At 56.1% G+C, this 19420-nt stretch carries 20 protein-coding genes; 17 read left to right on the top strand and 3 right to left on the bottom strand.

What is annotated here, in order from left to right:
* Positions 1-3 precede the first annotated feature (3 nt).
* From RGM3321_RS26585 to RGM3321_RS26645, 13 genes are all read left to right on the top strand, one after another.
* Positions 4-330, top strand: coding sequence for a GPW/gp25 family protein (locus RGM3321_RS26585; RefSeq protein ID WP_058822400.1), 327 nt, complete (start codon positions 4-6; stop codon positions 328-330).
* Positions 327-1208: a baseplate J/gp47 family protein gene (locus RGM3321_RS26590; RefSeq protein WP_058822401.1), complete on the top strand. Its 882-nt coding sequence runs from the start codon at positions 327-329 to the stop codon at positions 1206-1208. Before RGM3321_RS26585 ends, RGM3321_RS26590 begins: the two co-directional genes overlap by 4 nt.
* 1 nt (position 1209) lies before the next feature.
* Positions 1210-1815: a phage tail protein I gene (locus RGM3321_RS26595; RefSeq protein WP_060400784.1), complete on the top strand. Its 606-nt coding sequence runs from the start codon at positions 1210-1212 to the stop codon at positions 1813-1815.
* The gene (locus tag RGM3321_RS26600; RefSeq protein WP_244395527.1) at positions 1812-3881 is read left to right on the top strand and encodes a phage tail protein; all 2070 of its coding nucleotides are present in this window, start codon (positions 1812-1814) and stop codon (positions 3879-3881) included. Before RGM3321_RS26595 ends, RGM3321_RS26600 begins: the two co-directional genes overlap by 4 nt.
* Before the next feature lie 8 nt (positions 3882-3889).
* Positions 3890-4432 (top strand): phage tail protein, encoded by a 543-nt coding sequence (locus tag RGM3321_RS26605; RefSeq protein WP_122339628.1) that lies wholly within the window; start codon positions 3890-3892, stop codon positions 4430-4432.
* A gap of 92 nt (positions 4433-4524) precedes the next feature.
* The gene (locus RGM3321_RS26610) at positions 4525-5688 is read left to right on the top strand and encodes a phage tail sheath family protein (RefSeq protein ID WP_244395528.1); all 1164 of its coding nucleotides are present in this window, start codon (positions 4525-4527) and stop codon (positions 5686-5688) included.
* A 12-nt stretch (positions 5689-5700) separates the two neighbouring features.
* Complete coding sequence (locus RGM3321_RS26615; protein ID WP_244395529.1) at positions 5701-6210, top strand: phage major tail tube protein; 510 nt, start codon at positions 5701-5703, stop codon at positions 6208-6210.
* 46 nt (positions 6211-6256) lie between these two features.
* Positions 6257-6529: a phage tail assembly protein gene (locus RGM3321_RS26620; protein ID WP_003377418.1), complete on the top strand. Its 273-nt coding sequence runs from the start codon at positions 6257-6259 to the stop codon at positions 6527-6529.
* A gap of 139 nt (positions 6530-6668) precedes the next feature.
* A complete protein-coding gene (locus RGM3321_RS26625; RefSeq protein ID WP_244395530.1) occupies positions 6669-9410 on the top strand; it encodes a phage tail tape measure protein in 2742 nt (913 codons plus the stop codon).
* A 9-nt stretch (positions 9411-9419) separates the two neighbouring features.
* The gene (locus RGM3321_RS26630; RefSeq protein WP_244395531.1) at positions 9420-10265 is read left to right on the top strand and encodes a phage tail protein; all 846 of its coding nucleotides are present in this window, start codon (positions 9420-9422) and stop codon (positions 10263-10265) included.
* A complete protein-coding gene (locus RGM3321_RS26635) occupies positions 10240-10446 on the top strand; it encodes a tail protein X (RefSeq protein ID WP_024660331.1) in 207 nt (68 codons plus the stop codon). Before RGM3321_RS26630 ends, RGM3321_RS26635 begins: the two co-directional genes overlap by 26 nt.
* A gap of 92 nt (positions 10447-10538) precedes the next feature.
* On the top strand, positions 10539-11582 hold the full coding sequence (locus RGM3321_RS26640; RefSeq protein ID WP_244395532.1) for a contractile injection system protein, VgrG/Pvc8 family: 1044 nt from the start codon (positions 10539-10541) through the stop codon (positions 11580-11582).
* A 38-nt stretch (positions 11583-11620) separates the two neighbouring features.
* The gene (locus RGM3321_RS26645; RefSeq protein WP_244395533.1) at positions 11621-12166 is read left to right on the top strand and encodes a glycoside hydrolase family 19 protein; all 546 of its coding nucleotides are present in this window, start codon (positions 11621-11623) and stop codon (positions 12164-12166) included.
* A 39-nt stretch (positions 12167-12205) separates the two neighbouring features.
* On the opposite strand, the gene RGM3321_RS26650 is transcribed toward RGM3321_RS26645, so the two are convergent.
* Positions 12206-12667, bottom strand: coding sequence for a hypothetical protein (locus RGM3321_RS26650; RefSeq protein ID WP_244395534.1), 462 nt, complete (start codon positions 12665-12667; stop codon positions 12206-12208).
* A gap of 343 nt (positions 12668-13010) precedes the next feature.
* On the opposite strand from RGM3321_RS26650, the gene RGM3321_RS26655 reads away from it, so the two are divergent.
* Both RGM3321_RS26655 and RGM3321_RS26660 read left to right on the top strand, forming a co-directional pair.
* Positions 13011-13805, top strand: a complete 795-nt coding sequence (locus RGM3321_RS26655; RefSeq protein WP_244395535.1) for a DNA adenine methylase — start codon at positions 13011-13013, stop codon at positions 13803-13805.
* A 92-nt stretch (positions 13806-13897) separates the two neighbouring features.
* Positions 13898-14542: a hypothetical protein gene (locus RGM3321_RS26660; protein ID WP_244395536.1), complete on the top strand. Its 645-nt coding sequence runs from the start codon at positions 13898-13900 to the stop codon at positions 14540-14542.
* 347 nt (positions 14543-14889) lie between these two features.
* On the opposite strand, the gene RGM3321_RS26665 is transcribed toward RGM3321_RS26660, so the two are convergent.
* Together RGM3321_RS26665 and RGM3321_RS26670 are read right to left on the bottom strand one after the other, a co-directional pair.
* On the bottom strand, positions 14890-15384 hold the full coding sequence (locus RGM3321_RS26665; RefSeq protein WP_024421262.1) for a type VI secretion system tube protein Hcp: 495 nt from the start codon (positions 15382-15384) through the stop codon (positions 14890-14892).
* Between the two features lie 58 nt (positions 15385-15442).
* Positions 15443-16618, bottom strand: a complete 1176-nt coding sequence (locus tag RGM3321_RS26670) for a tyrosine-type recombinase/integrase (protein ID WP_244395537.1) — start codon at positions 16616-16618, stop codon at positions 15443-15445.
* Positions 16619-16719: 101 nt separating this feature from the next.
* Here RGM3321_RS26670 and dusA point away from each other — a divergent pair, with 101 nt between their 5' ends.
* A complete protein-coding gene (dusA, locus tag RGM3321_RS26675) occupies positions 16720-17739 on the top strand; it encodes a tRNA dihydrouridine(20/20a) synthase DusA (RefSeq protein ID WP_244395538.1) in 1020 nt (339 codons plus the stop codon).
* Between the two features lie 179 nt (positions 17740-17918).
* Positions 17919-19406 (top strand): glucan biosynthesis protein D, encoded by a 1488-nt coding sequence (locus RGM3321_RS26680; protein WP_244395783.1) that lies wholly within the window; start codon positions 17919-17921, stop codon positions 19404-19406.
* The last annotated feature ends 14 nt before the right edge of the window (positions 19407-19420 follow it).

Raw genomic sequence — 19420 nt, forward strand, 5'->3', positions numbered from 1 at the left:
TTCATGATAGGAATGGATCGCCGTACCGGTCAGCCTGTCTCCGGCCTGGCGCACCTGCGGCAGTCCATCGAAGACATTCTGGGCACTCCCGTCGGCAGCCGCCGAATGCGCCCGGACTACGGCAGCAAGATCCGGCGCTTTGTCGATCTGCCTGTGAATGATGGCTGGAAAAGCGCGGTGCAGGCCGAGGTGGCCAGATCGCTCGGGCGTTGGGAACCTCGCCTGAGACTTGAGCGTGTCAGGGTGATTGCGGTCCTGAACGGCCAGGTCACCTTGGAGGTGCAGGGGATGTATCTGGGTGACAATGCGGTGTTGGAGGTGACGGCATGAGCTTGATTGAACTGTCGGCGCTGCCCGCGCCGCAAGTCCTTGAGGACCTGGACTTTGAAGAAGAGTATCAGGGCGAGCTATCCGCCTTTCGCGAATACATGGGTGACAACTGGAGCGCCTTGCTGGAAAGCGACCCGGTCACCAAATTGCTCGAGCTGGGGGCTTACAGGCGACTTCAGAACCGGGCGCGTGTCAACGATGCGGCAAAGTCTTTGATGCTGGCATACGCCCAGAAAGCCGACCTTGATCAGTTGGCAGCCAACGTCAATCTCAAACGTCTGGAGATACAGGCAGCGGACCCTGTTGCAGTGCCGCCTACTGCAGCTGTGATGGAAGAGGACGATGCGCTTCGGGAGCGGGTGCAGCTTGCTTACGAGGGGCTGACTACTGCTGGCCCGCGTAACAGTTACATCCTTCACGCGCGCAACGCCTCTGGTCAGGTGGCCGACGCTACAGCGGAAAGCCCAACCCCGGCGGTCGTGGTGGTTACGGTACTTGCTCTGGACGGTAGCGGTGCGGCTGCAGCGGATCTGCTGGAGACAGTTAGGCTCAACCTCAATGACGAGGATGTGCGCCCCTTGGGGGATCGCCTGACGGTTCAGAGCGCTGAGATTCTGCCTTACCGCATCAATGCTGTCGTCCACATGGTCGGGAGCGGACCTGAGACTGAGGCCACCCTGGCTGAATGCAAGAACCGGCTGGGAGCCTGGATCAACCCCAGGAGACGCTTGGGTCTTGAGGTGGCTCGATCTGGCATTGACGCGCAGCTGCACATCAGCGGCGTCAGTCGGGTGGATCTGCAGGGCTGGACGGACATCCGTCCGACCAAGGCGCAGGCAGCATGGTGCGAAGCATTCACCGTGACGCGGGGTAGTTGAGATGACCAGTCTGCTCCCCCTCAACAGTTCCCCGCTTGAGCGCGCCATTGAGGTTGCCACGGATGAAGTCACCACGATTCCCCTGCGCACTCTGTACAACCCACAGACCTGTCCCGCGCACTTGCTCTACCACCTTGCGTGGGCCTGGTCTGTGGACCGTTGGGATGATGGATGGTCTGAGCCGGTAAAGCGTGCAGCCATTGCCGCTTCGTTCTTCATCCATGAACGCAAAGGGACGATTGGCGCGATACGCCGAGTGGTTGAACCGCTTGGCTACCTCATCGATGTCCTGGAATGGTGGCAGACCGCACCTGAGGGAATCCCCGGTACTTTTGCGCTCAAGGTGGGTGTGCTGGACACCGGCATCACCGAGGAGATGTATCAGGAACTGACGGCCCTGATCGATGACGCCAAGCCTGTCAGCCGTCACATGCTGGAACTGGCCATCAGCCTTGAAACGACCGGCCGTTTCTACCTCGCCGCTTCGGTCTCTGAAGGCGACGAAATCGATGTTTACCCACCTGTACCGCGAGACATTGAAGTCACGGGGCGTATGGGGCTGGGTGGGCGTGAAACCACTATCGATACTCTGGATGTCTTCGCATGATCGATCAGACTTCGCAATTCTTTGCCACCCTGACCAATGTCGGTGCGGCAAAGCAGGCCAATGCCGATGCCCTCGGCGTGCCTTGGAAAATAGCTCAAATGGGTGTGGGTGATGCAAACGGGGCCGACCCGGTGCCAGATGCTACACAGAAGAAGCTTATTAACGAGCGCCGCCGTGCTCCGCTCAACCAGCTCAAGGTTGATCCAGCCAACAACGCGATCATCATCGCCGAACAGGTTATCCCTGCTGAAGTCGGTGGCTTCTGGATTCGTGAAATTGGCTTGTACGATACGGATGGGGATCTGGTGGCGGTTGCGAACTGCGCGCCGTCGTACAAGCCGTCACTGGCACAAGGGTCTGGGCGCACGCAGATCGTGCGCATCAACCTGCTGGTCAGCAATACCAGCAATGTCGAGTTGCGCATTGACCCAACGGCTGTCCTGGCAACACGTTCCTTTGTGGATCTGCGGATTCAAGAAGAGCTTTCCAAACTCGACAATAAACAATCGGCTCGTGCTGCTACGACCGGCCCCATTGCCCTTGTTGGCATCCAGACGGTCGATGGCGTTGCGCTCGTTGCAGGCGACCGGGTGCTGGTGAAAAATCAGGCCAGCGGCAAAGACAATGGTCTGTACTCAGTCGTCGCGGGTGATGCCTGGTTGCGCGTAGTTGACGCGGATGCAAACGTCGAGGTGACACCTAACCTTATGGTCAGCGTCGAGCAGGGTGAAACGTTGTTCGACACGCTCTGGCAGTTGACGACGAACGCGCCAATTACCTTGGGTACGACTGCACTGGTCTTTGAGCAAATCGCAGGTCCGACTGGCGTTTTGCCCGGTACCTACAACCGGGTCACGGTAGACCGGCGCGGCCTGGTGATGGCTGGTTTTAACCCGACCACCTTGGGCGGTTACGGCATCGCTGACGCTTACAGCAAGACGGAAATTGATGCGCGGGTGGCGGCGTTGCAGCCCAAGCTCGGGTTTGTTCCTGTGCAGCAGGGCACTGGCGCGGGCCAACTGAACAATCAGGTCAGGCTCGGCTGGTCGGGTAGCGGGCTTAAGGCGGCGGTCGATAATACTGATTTAGGCAACCTCTGGTATTCGGGCAACTTTGATCCTTCCACCAAGGCCAACGTGGGCAGCACGTTGTTTGCTTACGGCATCACCGATGCCTACACCAAGGCGGAGGTTGACCAGCGAGTGTCCGAGCGGGCTTTAAGGACAGAGGTCTATGCCAAAGCCGATGTCTACACCAAGGCTGAAACCGATGCGCGGGATTCGCAACGACCGTTGGCGGACAGCATCACGAACATTGGGCTTGCGGCCAATGACCCGACCCAGCCTTACATGCGGCGTGCCAGTGACAACACGACGTATTTTCTTCAGACGAGGCTTGGTTTTGTGCCTGTCCAGCAAGGTACCGGGGCAGGCCAGTTAAACAACCTGATCAAGATCGGATATACGTCCGCAGGTCAGGTTAAGTTGGCGGTCGATAACACCGACTTCGGGAATCTCTGGTATTCCGGCAACTTTGATCCGTCCAAAAAAGCCAACGTCGGCAGCACGTTATTTGCTTACGGTATTACCGACGCCTATACCAAGAACGAAACAGATGCTCGGGACATGGAGCGGCCTCTAAAATCGGAGGTTTATGCCAAGGCCGATGTTTACACGAAGTCTGAAACTGACACACGTATTTCGACACGGCCTGTAGCTGACTCAATCACGCATGTGGGTTTTGCCGGAGATAATACAGCTGCGCCCTACATGCGGCGCTCTGCCGACAGTGCGGTTTACTATCTGGTCAGCGACCTGAATCTCGGGGCCAAGGTTGCGGGGCAGGGGCTTACTGGCATTGGGCAATACGCATTTGCGCGAGTCATTACCGCCTACGGAAATTCAATTAACCAAGGCACTTCAGTCCCCGGCTCTAACCTTATTTTCAGTTCCACGGCTGTGGGTGATGGCACAAGCAGCAACTCCGGCGCTATCGCAATAGGTGTTTGGCGCGCCCATGGTGCTTTCAACAATACAGAGCGCACGCTCTTTCAACGAATCCAGTAGGTTCAACCATGTCCACAATATTAAGTGCCCGCAATCCATACTGGTCTTCTCAGGCCCGCACTACCATCGAATTGATGGTGGCTTTCGAGGGTCTGGTGGAAACACATGGGGAGTTGCCGTTCACGGCTTCTCCCCATGACCCTGAGCCCCACGGTGTAGAGCTGTACGAACGAGCCTTGGCGGGTGAGTTTGGTCCGGTTCAAGACACGCCGATTGAGCTGGTGCGTGTGCAGGTCATGTGCATTCGTGGTGATCGCTCGGCTGCGGCCACGGCCCGGATTGACGAGCTGATGACCGAGTACCAGACAGTGCAGGATGCCGTAGCGTTGAAAATGGCCACCGACGAGCAACTCAAGGCGCTGCCTGCCGTGGAGGCCGAACTCAATGCGCAGCGTGTGTACCGCGTAAAGCTCGCCCAACTCGACACATTGCCAGGCTATCCGCTGGACTTTGAATGGCCGACGCCGCCTGCGAATCCGTTCGTGTACGAGCCGCCTGAGTCCGAAGGCTCTGCGCAGGATGCCGCTGATGATGAAGCGCCCAAGACCTGACGCCCCGCACTAACGGGGCGTTTTCTTTCCTGCTGTTCGCATTCCACCACCAACCCCTCTTATGGGGTTTTTTCGTTTCTGGAGATCGTCCCATGAGTTTCTTCCACGGCGTGACTGTCACGAACGTCGACACCGGCGCGCGCACCATCTCGTTGCCCACGTCCTCGATCATTGGCTTGGTGGATACGTTCACTGAAGCGCCTGCTTACAGCGCCAAGGTCAATGACCTGGTGCTGATCACTTCCGAGCGCGAGGCCATTGCAGCGTTTGGCCCTGACTCGGCGATCACCAAAGCCTGCCAGGCGATCTACGTCAAAGCCAAGGCAGTGATCGTTGCGTGCGGCGTCGCCAAGCTGGACGACGCGGCCCTGCAGACCTCCGCCATCATCGGCGGTGTCAAAGCCGATGGTACCCGTACAGGACTTCAAGCACTGCTCGACGGCAAGAGCCGCTTCAATGCTCAGCCGCGATTGTTGATCGCTCCCGAGCACAGCTCGATCCTGGCGGTTGGTACTGCCATGGCTGCACTTGCGGACAAGTTGCGGGCGCTGCCGATCTTCGATGGCCCCAATACCACTGATGAAGCCGTTATGGCTTACGCCAAGAACTTCGGCGGCAAGCGCTCTTTCATGGTCGACCCCGGCGTTCAGTATTGGGATACGACGGCCAGCGAGACGGTTGATGCACCGGGCTCTGCCTGGGTGGCGGGCCTGTTCGCCTGGACTGATGCGGAGTACGGGTTCTGGGCCTCGCCGTCGAACAAAGAGTTTGCAGGCATCACGGGCACCAAGCGGCCCATCGAGTTTCTCGACGGTGATGAAACCTGCCGGGCCAACCTGCTCAACAACGCCAATATCGCCACCATCATCCGTGACGACGGCTATCGGTTGTGGGGCAATCGCACGCTCAGCAGCGATCCCAAATGGGCGTTCGTCACCCGCGTGCGCACCATGGACATCGTCATGGACGCGATCCTCTACGGGCACAAGTGGGCGGTCGACCGCTCGATCACTGCCACCTACGTCAAGGATGTGACCGAGGGCCTGCAGGCGTTCATGCGTGATCTGAAAAACCAGGGCGCGATCATCAACTTTGAAGTGTTCGCGGACACCGAGTTGAACACGGCCAGCCAGCTGGAGCAGGGCAAGGTGTACTGGAACATCCGTTTCACCGACGTGCCACCTGCCGAAAACCCCAACTTCCGCGTTGAAGTCACCAATCAATGGCTGACCGAAGTGCTCGACTCTGCCGCTTAAGGAGCTGCAACGATGGCAATGATTCCCGAAACACTGAGCAACCTGAACCTGTTCGTGGACGGTGTCAGCTTTCAGGGCGATGTGCCCAGCCTGACCCTGCCCAAGATGACGCTAAAGACTGAAGAACACCGTGGCGGTGGCATGGACTTGCCGGTCGAGTTGGACATGGGGATGGAAAAGCAGGAGTCCAACTTCACCACCACAGGCGTGCGTCACGAGTCCCTGAAGTTCTTTGGCCTGGCGGACGGCACTGCTTTCAATGGCGTGTTCCGTGGGGCGTTCAAAGGGCTCAAAGGCAAAATCACCCCGGTCGTGGTGACCCAGCGTGGTCGACTCAAAGAGGTCGACATGGGGGACTGGAAAGCGGGTGACAAGGCCGAGATCAAACACGCGGTCGCGCTCACTTACTACAAGCTGGAAGTCGATGGCCGTGTGGTCTACGAGATCGATGCGCTGGGCATGAAGCGTGTGATCAACGGTGTCGATCAACTCGCGGCAGAACGTTCGGCCCTTGGCCTCTGATAGAAGGATAAATCCTGTGTCTCAAGTAAATACCAATCCAAAGTGGATGACCCTGACGGCCGAGAGTGTGTCGGTGAAGCTGACCAAGCCTGCCGAGGTCAACAGCGTTCAGGTCGACACCATCACCATGCGCGCACCTACCGTGCGCGATGTGCGCACCGCCCAGGCAGCTGCCAACGGCGACGACGAACAACGCGAGCTGAACCTGTTTGCATCCCTGGCCGAGATGGGCGTCCGCGATCTTGAAGGGCTGTCCCTCAAGGACTACAGCCGCCTGCAGGCCGGTTATTTTCGCCTGGTGCGCGACGACGAGCTTTGACCCCGCATTGCAGAGGATCGCGGCGAAGCGGCTCGCAAAAGAGCTGGGGTTTTCGTCGGCGGAAATCATGTCCATGTCTTTCTCGGACATGATCTGGTGGCTCACGGACTGAGCCCATCCCAACATCAGAGGTGGAGTGATGGCGAACAATCTGGCATTGGGCCTGGTGATTGGCGGCGCTGTCAGCCCGACTGTGGGTGCAGCGTTCAACACCGTTGAAAACCGCATCAAGAAGCTGGAGCAGCGCGGTAATCAGGCCAAGGTGCTGAGAAACACGATTGGCGAAACCATGCGCCTGCGTGATGAGTGGAAGAAAACGCACGACAGTGGTGCTGCATCGGCCTCTGGTTTGCTGCGCAAGCTTGAGACCAACCTCGACACGCTGCGTAAACAGGGTGTCCAGGTTGGAAAGCTCAGGCAGGAATATCAGTCCCTTGACCGTGTGGCAAGAAGCATGGACCTCAAGGTCAAGGGGCATCAACAGATCGAGCAGGGCAAGGCCGGGCTCAAGTCGGGGATCGGCACCGCCGTCGCCGGTGTTGGCGCAATGGCTGTGCCGACCAAGATCAGCGCCGACTATCAGGCAATCATCCGGGACATCGCCATCAAGGCCGGTGTAGCCAATCAGCCGCAGGAAGCGGAGTTGACCACCTCGGTGATCAAGACTTCGCAAGACACAGGCATGGCACGCAATGACGTCGCCGACCTGGTCAACAAGCTGGTTGGTGCGGGCATGAGCCTGGAGAAGGCGCTTTCCTACGCTCCGGTCGCTGCGAAGTTTGCGGTCGGGCAGGGGGCTAGCGGCAACGATACGGCCAACATGATTCAGGCGCTGCAGCAGAACGCCAAGATCACCGACCCCAAGGTCATGGAAAAAGCCCTCGAGGCAATTGCCATGCAGGGCCAGGCGGGCAGCTTTGAGGCCAGTGACATGGCGCGTTGGTTTCCGCAGTTGCTGGCGGGCATGGGCAAGTTGGGTGTCACCGGCATGGATTCGGTGAGCCAGCTCGGCGCAATGCTGCAGGTCCAGATGAAAACGGCCGGTGGTTCGGATGAGGCCGCCAACAACCTGAAGAACTGGATGGAGAAGATCGGCTCCACCGATGTGGTGAAGTCGTACAAAGACGTCGGTATCGATTATCAGGGATCGCTCAACACCGGTATCCAAAAGGGCATGTCGACCCTGGAGTCCAGCTTTGCGCTGGCCCAGCGGTACATCGAAAAGACGGACCCTGAAAAAGCCAAAAAAATGAAGGAGGCAACGGCCAAGATCAGCAAGGAGGCAGATCCGGCGAAAGCCAAAGAGATGCTGGACTCGCTGGAGCAGGCGCTGCGCACTGGCGATCTGTTTGCCGACATGCAGGTCAAGGCTGCACTGACCGCTTACACGCAGAATCGCGCGCTGTATGAGCAGCTGAAAAAGGACTCACAGAATGCTTCTGGGATCCTCGACAAGAACCTTGCCGAGCGCCGCGGTTCATCGTCGCAGATCTGGGCCGAGACGTTCCAGGCGGTCAACGATTCCATGCGCAGCATTGGTGACGCGATACGCCCGGTCACTGATGCGGTTGCAAAGGGCATCACCGCAACGGCAAAAGAGTTCACGGCCCTGTCTGATACTTCCAAGCCGGTGGTGCTGGCCATCGCATCAATAGGCACTGGGCTTCTGGCACTGAAGTCCGCTGCCGGTGTATTCAAAATCGGCAAGGGCCTGCTCAACCTTGGGCGTGGATCACTGGGCGGCAATCCGAACAAGGTACAGAAAGTATATGTCACCAACTCTGGCGACAAAGACGATAAGTCCGAAGGGAAGGTGGGCGCGGTTAAAGGCCTCCTGGAAACCGGTCTCAAAGCGTTTAAAGGCAAGGACAAAGCAAAAGTAAAGGGTAAGGACAAAGCTGATGCCGACGGCAAGAGCGGCGCTGACGATGCTGATGACGACGCAGAGGAAACCGGCAAGACCGGCTTTGACCCGGTCGATACCGGCCTGAAGATCCTCGATCTGTTTGGTGAGGGTGGCAACGACTCTGATGGTGCGAAGGGCGGCAGTAGCTCTGAGCCGCAGAAGGTCTTTGTGGTCAACGCCAGTGCGTTCGGTGGCGGTTCGGATGCACCAGGTGATCAACGTCGCTCACGACGCAGCCGTCGGCGTGGCGCTGCCGGTGGTGCTGGTGGTCGACGCGCAGGACCTCCGCGCCCTCCGATGCCGCCAGCCCCTCCTGTACCAGCAGGCCGACTGGCGCGGTTGGCCGGTGCCGCAGGAAAACTGGGCGGCGTTGCCAAGATGGTCCCAGGCGCGAAATTTCTAGATGCGGGCATGCTCGCTCTGGACACGTACCAAAACGCCGAGACCCAGGACGAGAAAGCGGAGGGTTACGGCGGGGCTGCGGGTGGGTTGGCCGGCGCGTTGGCTGGCGGTGCGGCGGGTGCCGCGATTGGCTCTATCGTGCCGGTGATCGGTACGGCCATCGGAGGTGCAGTCGGTGCTTTTCTTGGCGGCATGGGCGGCCAGGATATCGGTGGTTTTCTGGGCAAAGCGCTGTTTGGCTCAGATGAAAAAACCGAGGCCATCGCTGGGAAGACCGGTGATACCAAATCTTCTGCCGCACCTGGCGATGTGGTCAAAGCGATGGCGGCGGTAGCACCCGCACCTTTGGCGTTGCCTGCCGTGGTCAAGGCTGCTGAGCAGAGCAAGCCTGAGCCCACGAAGGTCGACCAGCAATTCACGTTCTCGCCGAATATGCCCGTCAACGTACAAGGCGATGTAAAGGACCCGGCACAGCTGGCGCGGGACATTGCACCGTTTCTGCAGCGCCAATTTGAAGAGTTCAGTCGGCAGGCGGCTGCCCGCCAACTGTTTGATGCCCCGCACGTAGGGTGAGGAAAGGTTATGGCTTATGCGGAACAACTGCAGTCATCGTTGAAATACCTGATTGCAGCGGGAGAGGTGGGACGCCGTAGTCTGGATGACATGCTCGGTCCCTTGAACGGGGCCATTGGCGACATGACAGGGGCCGCGTCGGAGCTGGAGAACATCCCGTTCATTGGCCCGGCCATTGGTGAAAAACTGCAACGCACCATGCGGGGCATCAGTGTCGCGCAAACAAAGGTTGGGCAGGTGGTGGCGATGTACGGGCAGGCAACCAGTGCAGCATCGCAAGTGCAGGAGCGTATGGGGGCATTACAAGAACAGGCGTCCAAGGCCGGAGCCGCGATCAATCGGGTGGCGGGAAGTGTCAGTCCGGCGCTGGGCAACATTGTGCCGACGGGTAGCTTTGCAACGCAGATGACACCGGCTCCCGAGGCGGTGAAACCGTTTCCGCATCTGCTGATCATCCAGCCGCTCAAGCCCGGGTCTCAGCCTTACTACTTCAACCTGGACACGGCTGCGTTCGATGAACTGCGTAGGCAGACCGCTTTCCGCTGGGCCGGGCAAGAACGTTTGACGCGCAGCATTGCGCAACAGGCCGTTGGCTTGGGCGACGATAAGCTGAGTTTGAAGGGAGCCATTTTTCCCGGTTTCAAGGGCGGCCTTAAGCAACTGGATACTTTGCGCAGCATGGGCCGCAACTTGCAGCCACTGAGCCTGACCACCGGCTACGGCGAGGTGCTGGGCAACTGGTGTCTGCTCAGTGTGGATGAGGAACAGAGCAACCTGCTGGCCGGGGGTATTCCCCGCAAGCAGGGCTTTTCACTGGAGTTTGTGAGCTATGGCGACGATCTGCAGAACGTCTGATGGGGATCTGCTGGACACTATCTGCCAACAGTATTACGGGCATCTGAGCGGTAGCGTTGAGGCCGTGCTGGATGCCAATCAAGGTCTGGCCGACGAGCCCCAGCCGTATCGAGCGGGTGTGCAGATACTGTTGCCGGATCTGCTCACCCAGACCGAGGAAGTGATACAGCTCTGGGGCTAACTGGCAGCTAGTTCACATCCAACTTTTATCAACACTCGGCGGCGGATTCTAGTGACTCTGCCGTGCCTTGCTATGGCTATTAAGAAGGTCCCATGAAACCGGTATTCCGAATTGTTGCGGACCGCAACGACATTACGGCGTTGATCAATGACCGTTTGTTGCTGCTGCGCACAAGCGACAAGCCTGGTATGGAGTCAGATGAGTTTGAGCTGCGCATCGACGACAGGGATAGGGCCGTTTCACTGCCTGCGCGCGGTGCGGACATCGAGATTTACCTCGGTTACGAAGGGCATCGACTGACCCGACTGGGTCTTTACACCGTTGATGACATTGAGGCGTCTGGTCCACCCGATACGTTGGTCATACGCGGCAAGGCCAGCAATATGCGCGGCAGCGGTCGGACCACACGCTCTGGCAGTTGGGAGAACGTCACCCTGCAGCAGATCGTCAGCGACGTTGCAGCACGTAATGGCTGGAAGCCCGCGTGTACCGTCATGACAAAAGTGCCTCGCGTCGATCAACTGGACGAGTCGGATTACAACTTCATCACCCGGGTGGCCAAGAAGTATGACTGCACCGCGAAAGTTGCAGACGGCAAGCTGCTGGTGCTGCCTCGACAAGACGGATTGAGCGCTAGCGGTAAAGCGTTGGGTGTCATAACGATCCGTCGTCATGAAGTGGCACGGTGGCAGTTTCGTCTCAGCGACAAGACCACGCAGAAAGCCGTCCAGACTAAGCATCTGGACAAGAAGACTGGAAAACTACAGGTGGTGGAGTTGAGCAACGATCAATCCCCCAATGGCCTCCCACCCATTCATACCGACCGCCATATCCATCCCAATAAGTCCGCTGCTGAACAGGCTGCCAAAGCGCGTCTCGCGGCATTCAATCGCAGTACCGCAGGTGTTCGGCTGGAAATGGCTGGACGCACCGATCTGTTCGCCGAGCGAATGATCAATGCACTGGACTTCAAAGTCGGCCTTGATGGCGAGTACCTGGTTGACTCGGTTGAACAGGTGTTCACCCAGTCTGGCTGGACCACAGCCATTGAATGCAATGGCGGGAAGTCTGGTAAGGCCAAGGCGAAAGGCAAGAAAAAGAAAGAGAAAAAACCGGTCAAGGTCGTACAGCTTTAACCAGACATATCATCACTTGCTCACCAGGAGAGTCACGCATGTCGATTACCACGCAGCAGTTGCTGCAGATACTCCCCAACGCCAGCTCCCGAGCTGGCGTTTTTGTTCCTGTCCTAAACGTTGCGATGAGCAAGTACGCTATCGTCACCAGATTGCGCATGGCTGCGTTTCTGGCGCAGGTAGGGCACGAGTCCGGCCAGCTCCGCTACGTGCGCGAGCTGGGCAGCGATCAATATCTCGACAAGTACGACACCGGGCGGCTGGCTGAACGCCTTGGTAACACGCCAGAGGACGATGACGATGGTCAGTTGTATCGGGGCAGGGGGCTTATTCAGGTCACCGGGCGTGACAATTACGCCGCGTGCGCAGAGGCATTAGGGCTGGATCTTCTTAAACATCCCGAACTCCTGGAGCGTCCAGAGCATGCAGCCATGTCGGCAGGTTGGTTCTGGCACCGGGCTGGCCTCAATACCTTGGCTGATAAAGGCGAATTTCTGGCGATCACCAGACGCATCAACGGCGGCACCAATGGCCAAGCAGATAGGCAAATGCTCTACGAGCGTGCCTTGAAGGTGCTTGCTTGATTTTGTTCTCTGACAGAAATATGTGTATGGGCGTATGAGTCAATTTCTCGGAGTCGTATCCTGCTGGCTTAACGTTATGCGATAGCTCTTCAGCGTCTCACCTTCAGTGAGGTATTGCTTACTAAAGTAGCGGTACACGGCGCCTTTTATCTCGATCCCAACGCCGTTTTCTGTGTCACGTATTTTTACATCCTTGACAGCGCTATCTGTGATCATGAAAAGGTCGGCTTTATTTAGCTCTTTCAATACCTCTTTATCGTTGCCGCTTAAGGGTTTACTAATGTAAAAGCGAAGCGTGTTAAGGTCGGTGGCGGGCGCGAAATATTCGGTGACGTACAGCCACGCGCCGTCAGGAAGCTCACGTTTAATCACAACCTCGTCAGCATCACCCCGACCAAAAAGGATGCCATCAAAAATAAATCTTAACGCTATTATGATAACCAGCGTCCAAAAGAAAAATTTGTAATTTAATTTAAGCTCAATAGCCTTTGAGTTCTGCATAGCGGATTCCTCTTTCTATACATACCTGATCTTTTGGGTCATCACCATAAGGAGCCCTCCAAAACCAATGCACCCAGTCAATATCCGGATCCTGAGTTTCTGCTTCCTTTTGAGCGAAGCCGGCAGTTCTTGATAAAATCTGCTCTGGTAACTGACCCGCTCTACAAGTCAATCAACCGTAGCCGCAAATTGAAAAAGAGCGACCAGTCGAAATGCGCCAACATCACGACTAGTCGCCGTCCCCGCAGATTTCCCCTGCAAGTCCAGCCAAGGCTCTCGCTTCGTGCACAAAGCGGAGCGAGCCTAGCACCTGTCTATATATACAGTAAAGGTCTTGCTTTCTATGTCCACACCCATCATCCCTTGGATGGGCGGCAAACGCCGCCTTGCCGACCGTCTCATCCCGCTGTTCCCACCCCACGAATGCTATGTCGAAGTGTTCGCAGGCGGTGCGGCCCTCTACTTCATGCGTCCCCAGGCAGCTCCCGTTGAGGTCTTGAACGACATCAACGGCGATCTGGTAACGCTGTATCGCGTTGTCCAAAACCACCTTGAAGAATTCGTCCGCCAGTTCAAATGGGCACTCAGCTCGCGCCAGGTGTTTGAGTGGCAGAAGATGACCCGTCCCGAAACCCTCACCGACATCCAGCGCGCCGCCCGTTTCTTTTACCTGCAGCATCACGCATTCGCAGGCAAAGTGAGCGGGCAGACGTTTGGCACTGCCACGACCGGCCCGGCCATCAACCTGCTGCGGATCGAGGAAAACCTTTCTGCAGCCTGGCAGCGTTTGTCAGGTACGTATGTGGAGAACCTGCCGTGGCTTGAATGTGCTGAGCGCTACGACCGGCCTCACACGTTCCACTACATGGACCCACCTTACTGGCAGACGGCTGGGTACGGTGTTGATTTTCCTTTCGAGAATTATGAGCGGATGGCTGATTTCATGCGGAGGTGCAAAGGGAAAGTGATGGTCAGCATCAATGACCACCCTGACATACGGCGCGTTTTTGAAGGCTTCCATTTTGAAACGGTAGACATTCGCTACAGCACAGCGAACCAGCGAAAGGGAAGGGCTGATGTCAGCGGTGAGTTGGTAATCATGAATTGGGAACCTAATGCGTTTGGTGGACTGTTCTGATGTTCGCTTCAGGTCGACCAACGACCGGTACACCGCACGAGAATTTTGATGATACAGTACGCCAACGAGATCTAAGTCATGGATGAGTTGATATGAACGATTTTTGTACGCCGGAATCAAATGGCAGCCCTACTTGGGGGGTGTTTGATGTTTTTGTCTGGAAGTTGGTGCCTGCACGGTTTGGTGGGGGACGAGGTCATATCCAGCGTTTCAAAGATACTTGGTTGATTCATAATAAACAGTTTATCAAGGCGTCAGCCGCAAAATATTCACTTCCTATAGAGCTACTGGCTGGTGTCTGTTGGATAGAAGCTGGAGGAGATCCAAATTCTGCTGATAGGGCCGCGTTCGAATTTAGGGTGTTCGATCATTTGGGGAATTTACCGACCGTAATGACGCCGCCACCTTCCAAAACTAGTTTTGGTTGGGTAAGTGTCCAGCTTAGGACCGCAGCAGTAACATTAGGTCTAAACCCCGATGACATGTCTATCAGCGATTTGAGAAGCTTGGCCAACTGTCTGGAGCAGGATATCTATAATATTGATTTGGCTGCAAAGCACTTGCGGCTGCTTGCTGGTCACGACAATTTCACCTCCATCGGTATGGACGAGGTACGTATCATTGGTGCTCGATACAATCGAGGGACAAATCCATCTATTGAAAAAATAAAAGAAGACACCAGTTACGGGGATTTTATTGTAAAAAGGTGGGATTTTTTTGGCCAGCTTGTAAGGTAATGTCCATGATAGCTAAAGGCGTTTTGATAAGGGTTTTGCTGTATACGGTTTACGTCTCCTGTCTGCTAATGTATATGATGTTTCATGGGTCGCAATACGATTGGATGGAACCAAGTTCCATAGTGTCGCATATTGAGGACAGGTCCAATACCCGCGGCGATATAAGAACCATGACTGTGATCTTGGCGCTTTTTGTGCAGTTCTTGATTTTTATGAGCTGTACTAGAAAGGAATCAGTAGGTACTGCTGTTCTTCTTGCGTTAATATTTGCGGTTTACTGGTGATCCGGTATGCCCGCCTAGTTGGTAGGCGGGCTTCTGCTGTGGTCGGGTACTCAAGCCACTGCTTTATGCAAATGGCTTATTCGCAGTTCTGTCCCATCCGCCGGATACGATCCCAGCGCTACCACCGTCAGCACGGCGCTGCTGTGAGTACTCGAATTTTATTCGTCCATAGTTAAGTGTGATTAGCTCTACAGGTAAACCTGCATGCTCAGCTCCATTTCCGCTAACGGTAGATATCAATACCTCTTCTAGGACGATATCCAGATACTTAAATTTCTCGGTGCCTGCTCGATGGACACGAATAGTAACTTTCTTGATATGCGACCCACGGCAGCATAGCTCAAAAAGTTTTGGCGTTGCTCTGTCTATGTATTTACTTACTTTAAAGTCGCCCAGAGTAACGCCACCTGCGCTCGCGCCGCCGTTAGAGCTGGCGGATGTGCTGATCGACTGAACCGCGTCGTAATGGTAGGACAGTAGTTCTACCCAGCCTTTGTGGGCGTCGTCCAGAGATTCGCCTTCTACACCGTCCACCTGCATAAATGCGTCAAAAGACATATCAGCTTCCTGCTTTAAAATTTGAGAGCTTAGCCTAACTTACTACACACGAGGCTAGCTACCAAGATCGGATTTTTTGGCTATCAGCCTCCCTCTCTTCGTCGGCTGACCGCGATTCAGTGCGTGCACCAAGGTCGACTTTTGCATCCACAATCCGCTCCAGCCACTTCCAATCTAAGTAGGGATCTCCGCGTCCTCGCAGGTGCGTGTACCGTCGCAACGAGTTCCAGTCACGATGGCCTGAGACGCTCGATACCCTAGGGATGTCCCATTCCATCTCGAACAGTCTACTTATGCCGTCATGTCGCATATCATGAAAGCGCAGATCTTTCAGCTCGAGATACTTACAAGCCCGTGTGAATGCTGCAGAAATAGAGTCTGAGTTGTAGGGGAAAATCTCTTCGCACCCTTTAGGCATGCTTTGCAGGATCGCCCAAGCTTCGTCAGGCAGGTGGCACCAGACATTGTTGCCGATCTTCTGTCCAGGATTTTTCATGTCTCGGACCAGCACAGCCTGGCGCTTTTCATCTAGATCGTCCCAGCGAATACGGGTGATTTCCTCCTGCCTGCGCGTAGAAAATAGCGCGAACCCCAACACCTTAGGCATATTGATCGAGGACGGCTTACGTATCTGCATCTCAAAAAAATGGGTAAACAGGGCGTCGAGCTCGTCTTTCGTAGGTCTTCGAGTACGCTCTTTGCTCTTGCTAACCATACCCAGCTTACGCAGAACGATTCGCGCATCCGACATGGCATGAGGTGAGACGTCATATCCCCATGCGGGCTTGGCGACAGATAGGACTGCTCCCAGATGCGACAGATCATTGCCCACAGTTTGCGCTTGAACTCCGCCGCCTTCCTTCCCCATTCGCCATTGCGCGTACTCAACCAGTTTCTGACTGGTCAACTCTGAATCTGCCACCGTTCCCAGCCAGCTTTCACTTATGGCAGTAAGGGTTGCCCGCTTCGTCTTGCCCAGAGGGCGAACCTTCTCGTACTCATCAAGGTATCGGTCAATCATCTGCTTGATGCTGACGGTTTTGCGGTTTATGCGCTCGATCGCACCAGGTGCGGTTAGCTCTGCTTCACGTTTCTTGACCCAGGCTTGGGCAACCTGCTTACGGTCGAAGGTTTGGGTTTCCTGATAAACTGGCAGGCCGACCCTATTGATCCGAATCTGAGCCGTGAAGCCAGTAGTTTTGTCTTTGCGTTTCCGTGCTGTGATCGTGCCCATTTCATTTGCTACATTTCAGAATCGATTTGCTACATTGTAGCAACAGCTTATGAAAAACAAGCAAAAACGGGTAAAAATAGCTGTATAAAAGACCAGTAATTATGATCAGCGAAAAACGAGATACCCTAGCAATCATTGGAGACTCAGCGTTTTCGCTGTCCCGACGCTTCTCCGTTGCACCGATGATGGACTGGACTGACCACCATTGCCGCTACTTCATGCGCAAGCTCTCAAAGCATGCCTTGCTCTACACCGAGATGGTTACCACCGGTGCCTTGCTGCATGGCGACCGCGAGCGGTTCCTGCGCCATGATGAAACCGAGCATCCGCTGGCATTGCAGCTGGGTGGCAGCACGGCGGCGGATCTGGCTGCGTGTTCGCGTCTGGCGCAAGAGGCAGGCTACGACGAGGTCAATCTGAACGTCGGTTGCCCAAGCGACCGAGTGCAGAACAACATGATCGGCGCATGCTTGATGGCGCATCCGCAGTTGGTGGCTGATTGTGTGAAGGCCATGCGCGATGCGGTCGGTATTCCGGTCACGGTCAAGCACCGGATCGGTATAAATGGCCGTGACAGTTACGCCGAGTTGTGTGATTTCGTCGGCAAGGTTCAGGATGCGGGTTGCCAGAGTTTTACGGTTCACGCACGCATCGCGATTCTGGAGGGGCTGTCTCCCAAGGAAAACCGCGATATTCCGCCTCTGCGTTACGACGTGGTTGCGCAGTTGAAGTCTGATTTTCCCGATCTGGAAATTGTACTCAACGGCGGCATCAAGACGCTGGAGCAGTGCAGCGAACATTTGCAGACCTTCGACGGCGTCATGCTGGGCCGTGAGGCGTATCACAACCCGTATCTGTTGGCGCATGTCGATCAGCAGTTGTTCGACAGCACTGCGCCGGCAATCAGCCGTCATGAAGCGCTGGAAGCGATGCGGCCCTATATTGCGGCGCATATTGCCAGCGGCGGCAACATGCACCACGTCACCCGGCATATGCTTGGGCTTGGTCTGGGTTTCCCTGGCGCGCGGCGCTTCCGGCAGTTGCTGTCGGTTGACATACACAAGGCCGAAAATCCCATGCTGTTGCTGGATCAGGCCGCGGCGTTTCTGCAAGGGCATTGAGTTAATCTGACGAACTGACCGGGTGGCTTTAGCGGGCTGACCTATGCTCACATCTACTGCCCATCAGGTCACTTCCCACCATGTTGAATCGACGAAACTTTCTCGAGTTTTCTTCGATATCTGCTCTGTTGTTCGTATCAGGTATCCCTTCTTCTTCACAGGCTGGCGAGCCGCTGAAAATGGGCGATAGCGAGCCCTTTTCGTTTGATCTTTTAGTGCAGCGCGCAAAAGAGGCCGCCTCGCAACCGTATATTGTGCCGTCAAGTCTTCCGGCGAATGTACTGGCGAAACTGGACTACGACGCTCTCGGCAAGATTCGCTTCAAGCCGGAGTACGCATTGTTCGCGGAGGGACCGGGTCAGTTTCCGATCACTTTTTTCCACCCGGGGAAGTTCTTCCCCAAGCCGGTGCGGCTCTATGTCGTCGATAAGAGCGCTGCCAGGGAAATTCTCTACGATCAGGCGTATTTCGACATGCCCGAAGACAGTCCTGCGCATCAGTTGACGCAGAGTGTTGGCTTTGCCGGGTTTCGCTTTCAGGAAAGTCGAACCGGCGATCAGAAAAAACTGGATTGGCGTAATAACGATTGGACGGCTTTTCTCGGCGCTGCGTACTTTCGTGCCATTGGCGAGCTGTATCAATATGGACTGTCCGCACGGGGTATCGCGCTGGATGTCGCCCAGCCCGAACGCGCAGAAGAATTCCCCGACTTCACTCACTTCTGGTTTGAATCGCCGGATAGCAATACATCCGACTCAGTCGTTGTCTATGCACTGCTTTACGGGCCGAGTATCTGTGGGGCGTATCGCTTTGCCATACATCGGGGCAAAGGGGTGGTCATGGATGTCGAGGCCGCACTGTTCATGCGTGGCGAAGTGCAAAGGTTCGGCATCGCGCCGATCAGCTCAATGTACTGGTTCAGTGAACAGGCCAAGAAAACAGCTGTTGACTGGCGACCCGAGGTGCATGACTCCGACGGACTGGCGATCTGGACCGGTGCAGGCGAGCGAATATGGCGACCGTTGAACAACCCGCCGAGAACCATGGCATCTGCGTTCAGCGACAATAACCCGCGAGGTTTCGGTCTACTGCAGCGGGATCGCGAACTCAGCCATTACCTGGATGGCGTGCATTATGAACGGCGGCCGAGCCTGTGGATCGAGCCCTTGGGCGATTGGGGGAAAGGTGCCGTACAGTTGGTTGAAATTCCCACTGACGATGAGATCCACGACAATATCGTCGCCATGTGGGTGCCTGAAAAGCTCGCAGGTCCCGGTACCGATTATCGGCTGCATTATCGTCTGCACTGGCTGGCGGACGAGCCATATCCCGGTGAGCTGGCACGTTGCGTGGCGACGCGCCTCGGGAATGGCGGCCGGCCCGGACAGACGCGGCCACAAGGCGTGCGAAAATTTGTCGTCGAATTTCAGGGCCGCACTCTGGAAAAAGTGCCGTTCAATACGTTTCCGGAAGCGGTATTGTCCAGCTCAAGAGGGAGTTTCTCCAATATTTTCACCGAGGCAGTGCCTGACGGTCTGGCGGGGCATTGGCGGGCGCAATTCGACCTGACGGTAGAAGGTGCAGAACCGGTAGACATGCGTCTGTATCTGCGGCTGGGTGAGCAGACGTTAACCGAGAGCTGGCTGTACCAATACCATCCATCCTGACGGAGGAGGCCCGA

It is taken from the genome of Pseudomonas sp. RGM 3321 (assembly GCF_022836805.1).
GTDB lineage: Bacteria > Pseudomonadota > Gammaproteobacteria > Pseudomonadales > Pseudomonadaceae > Aquipseudomonas.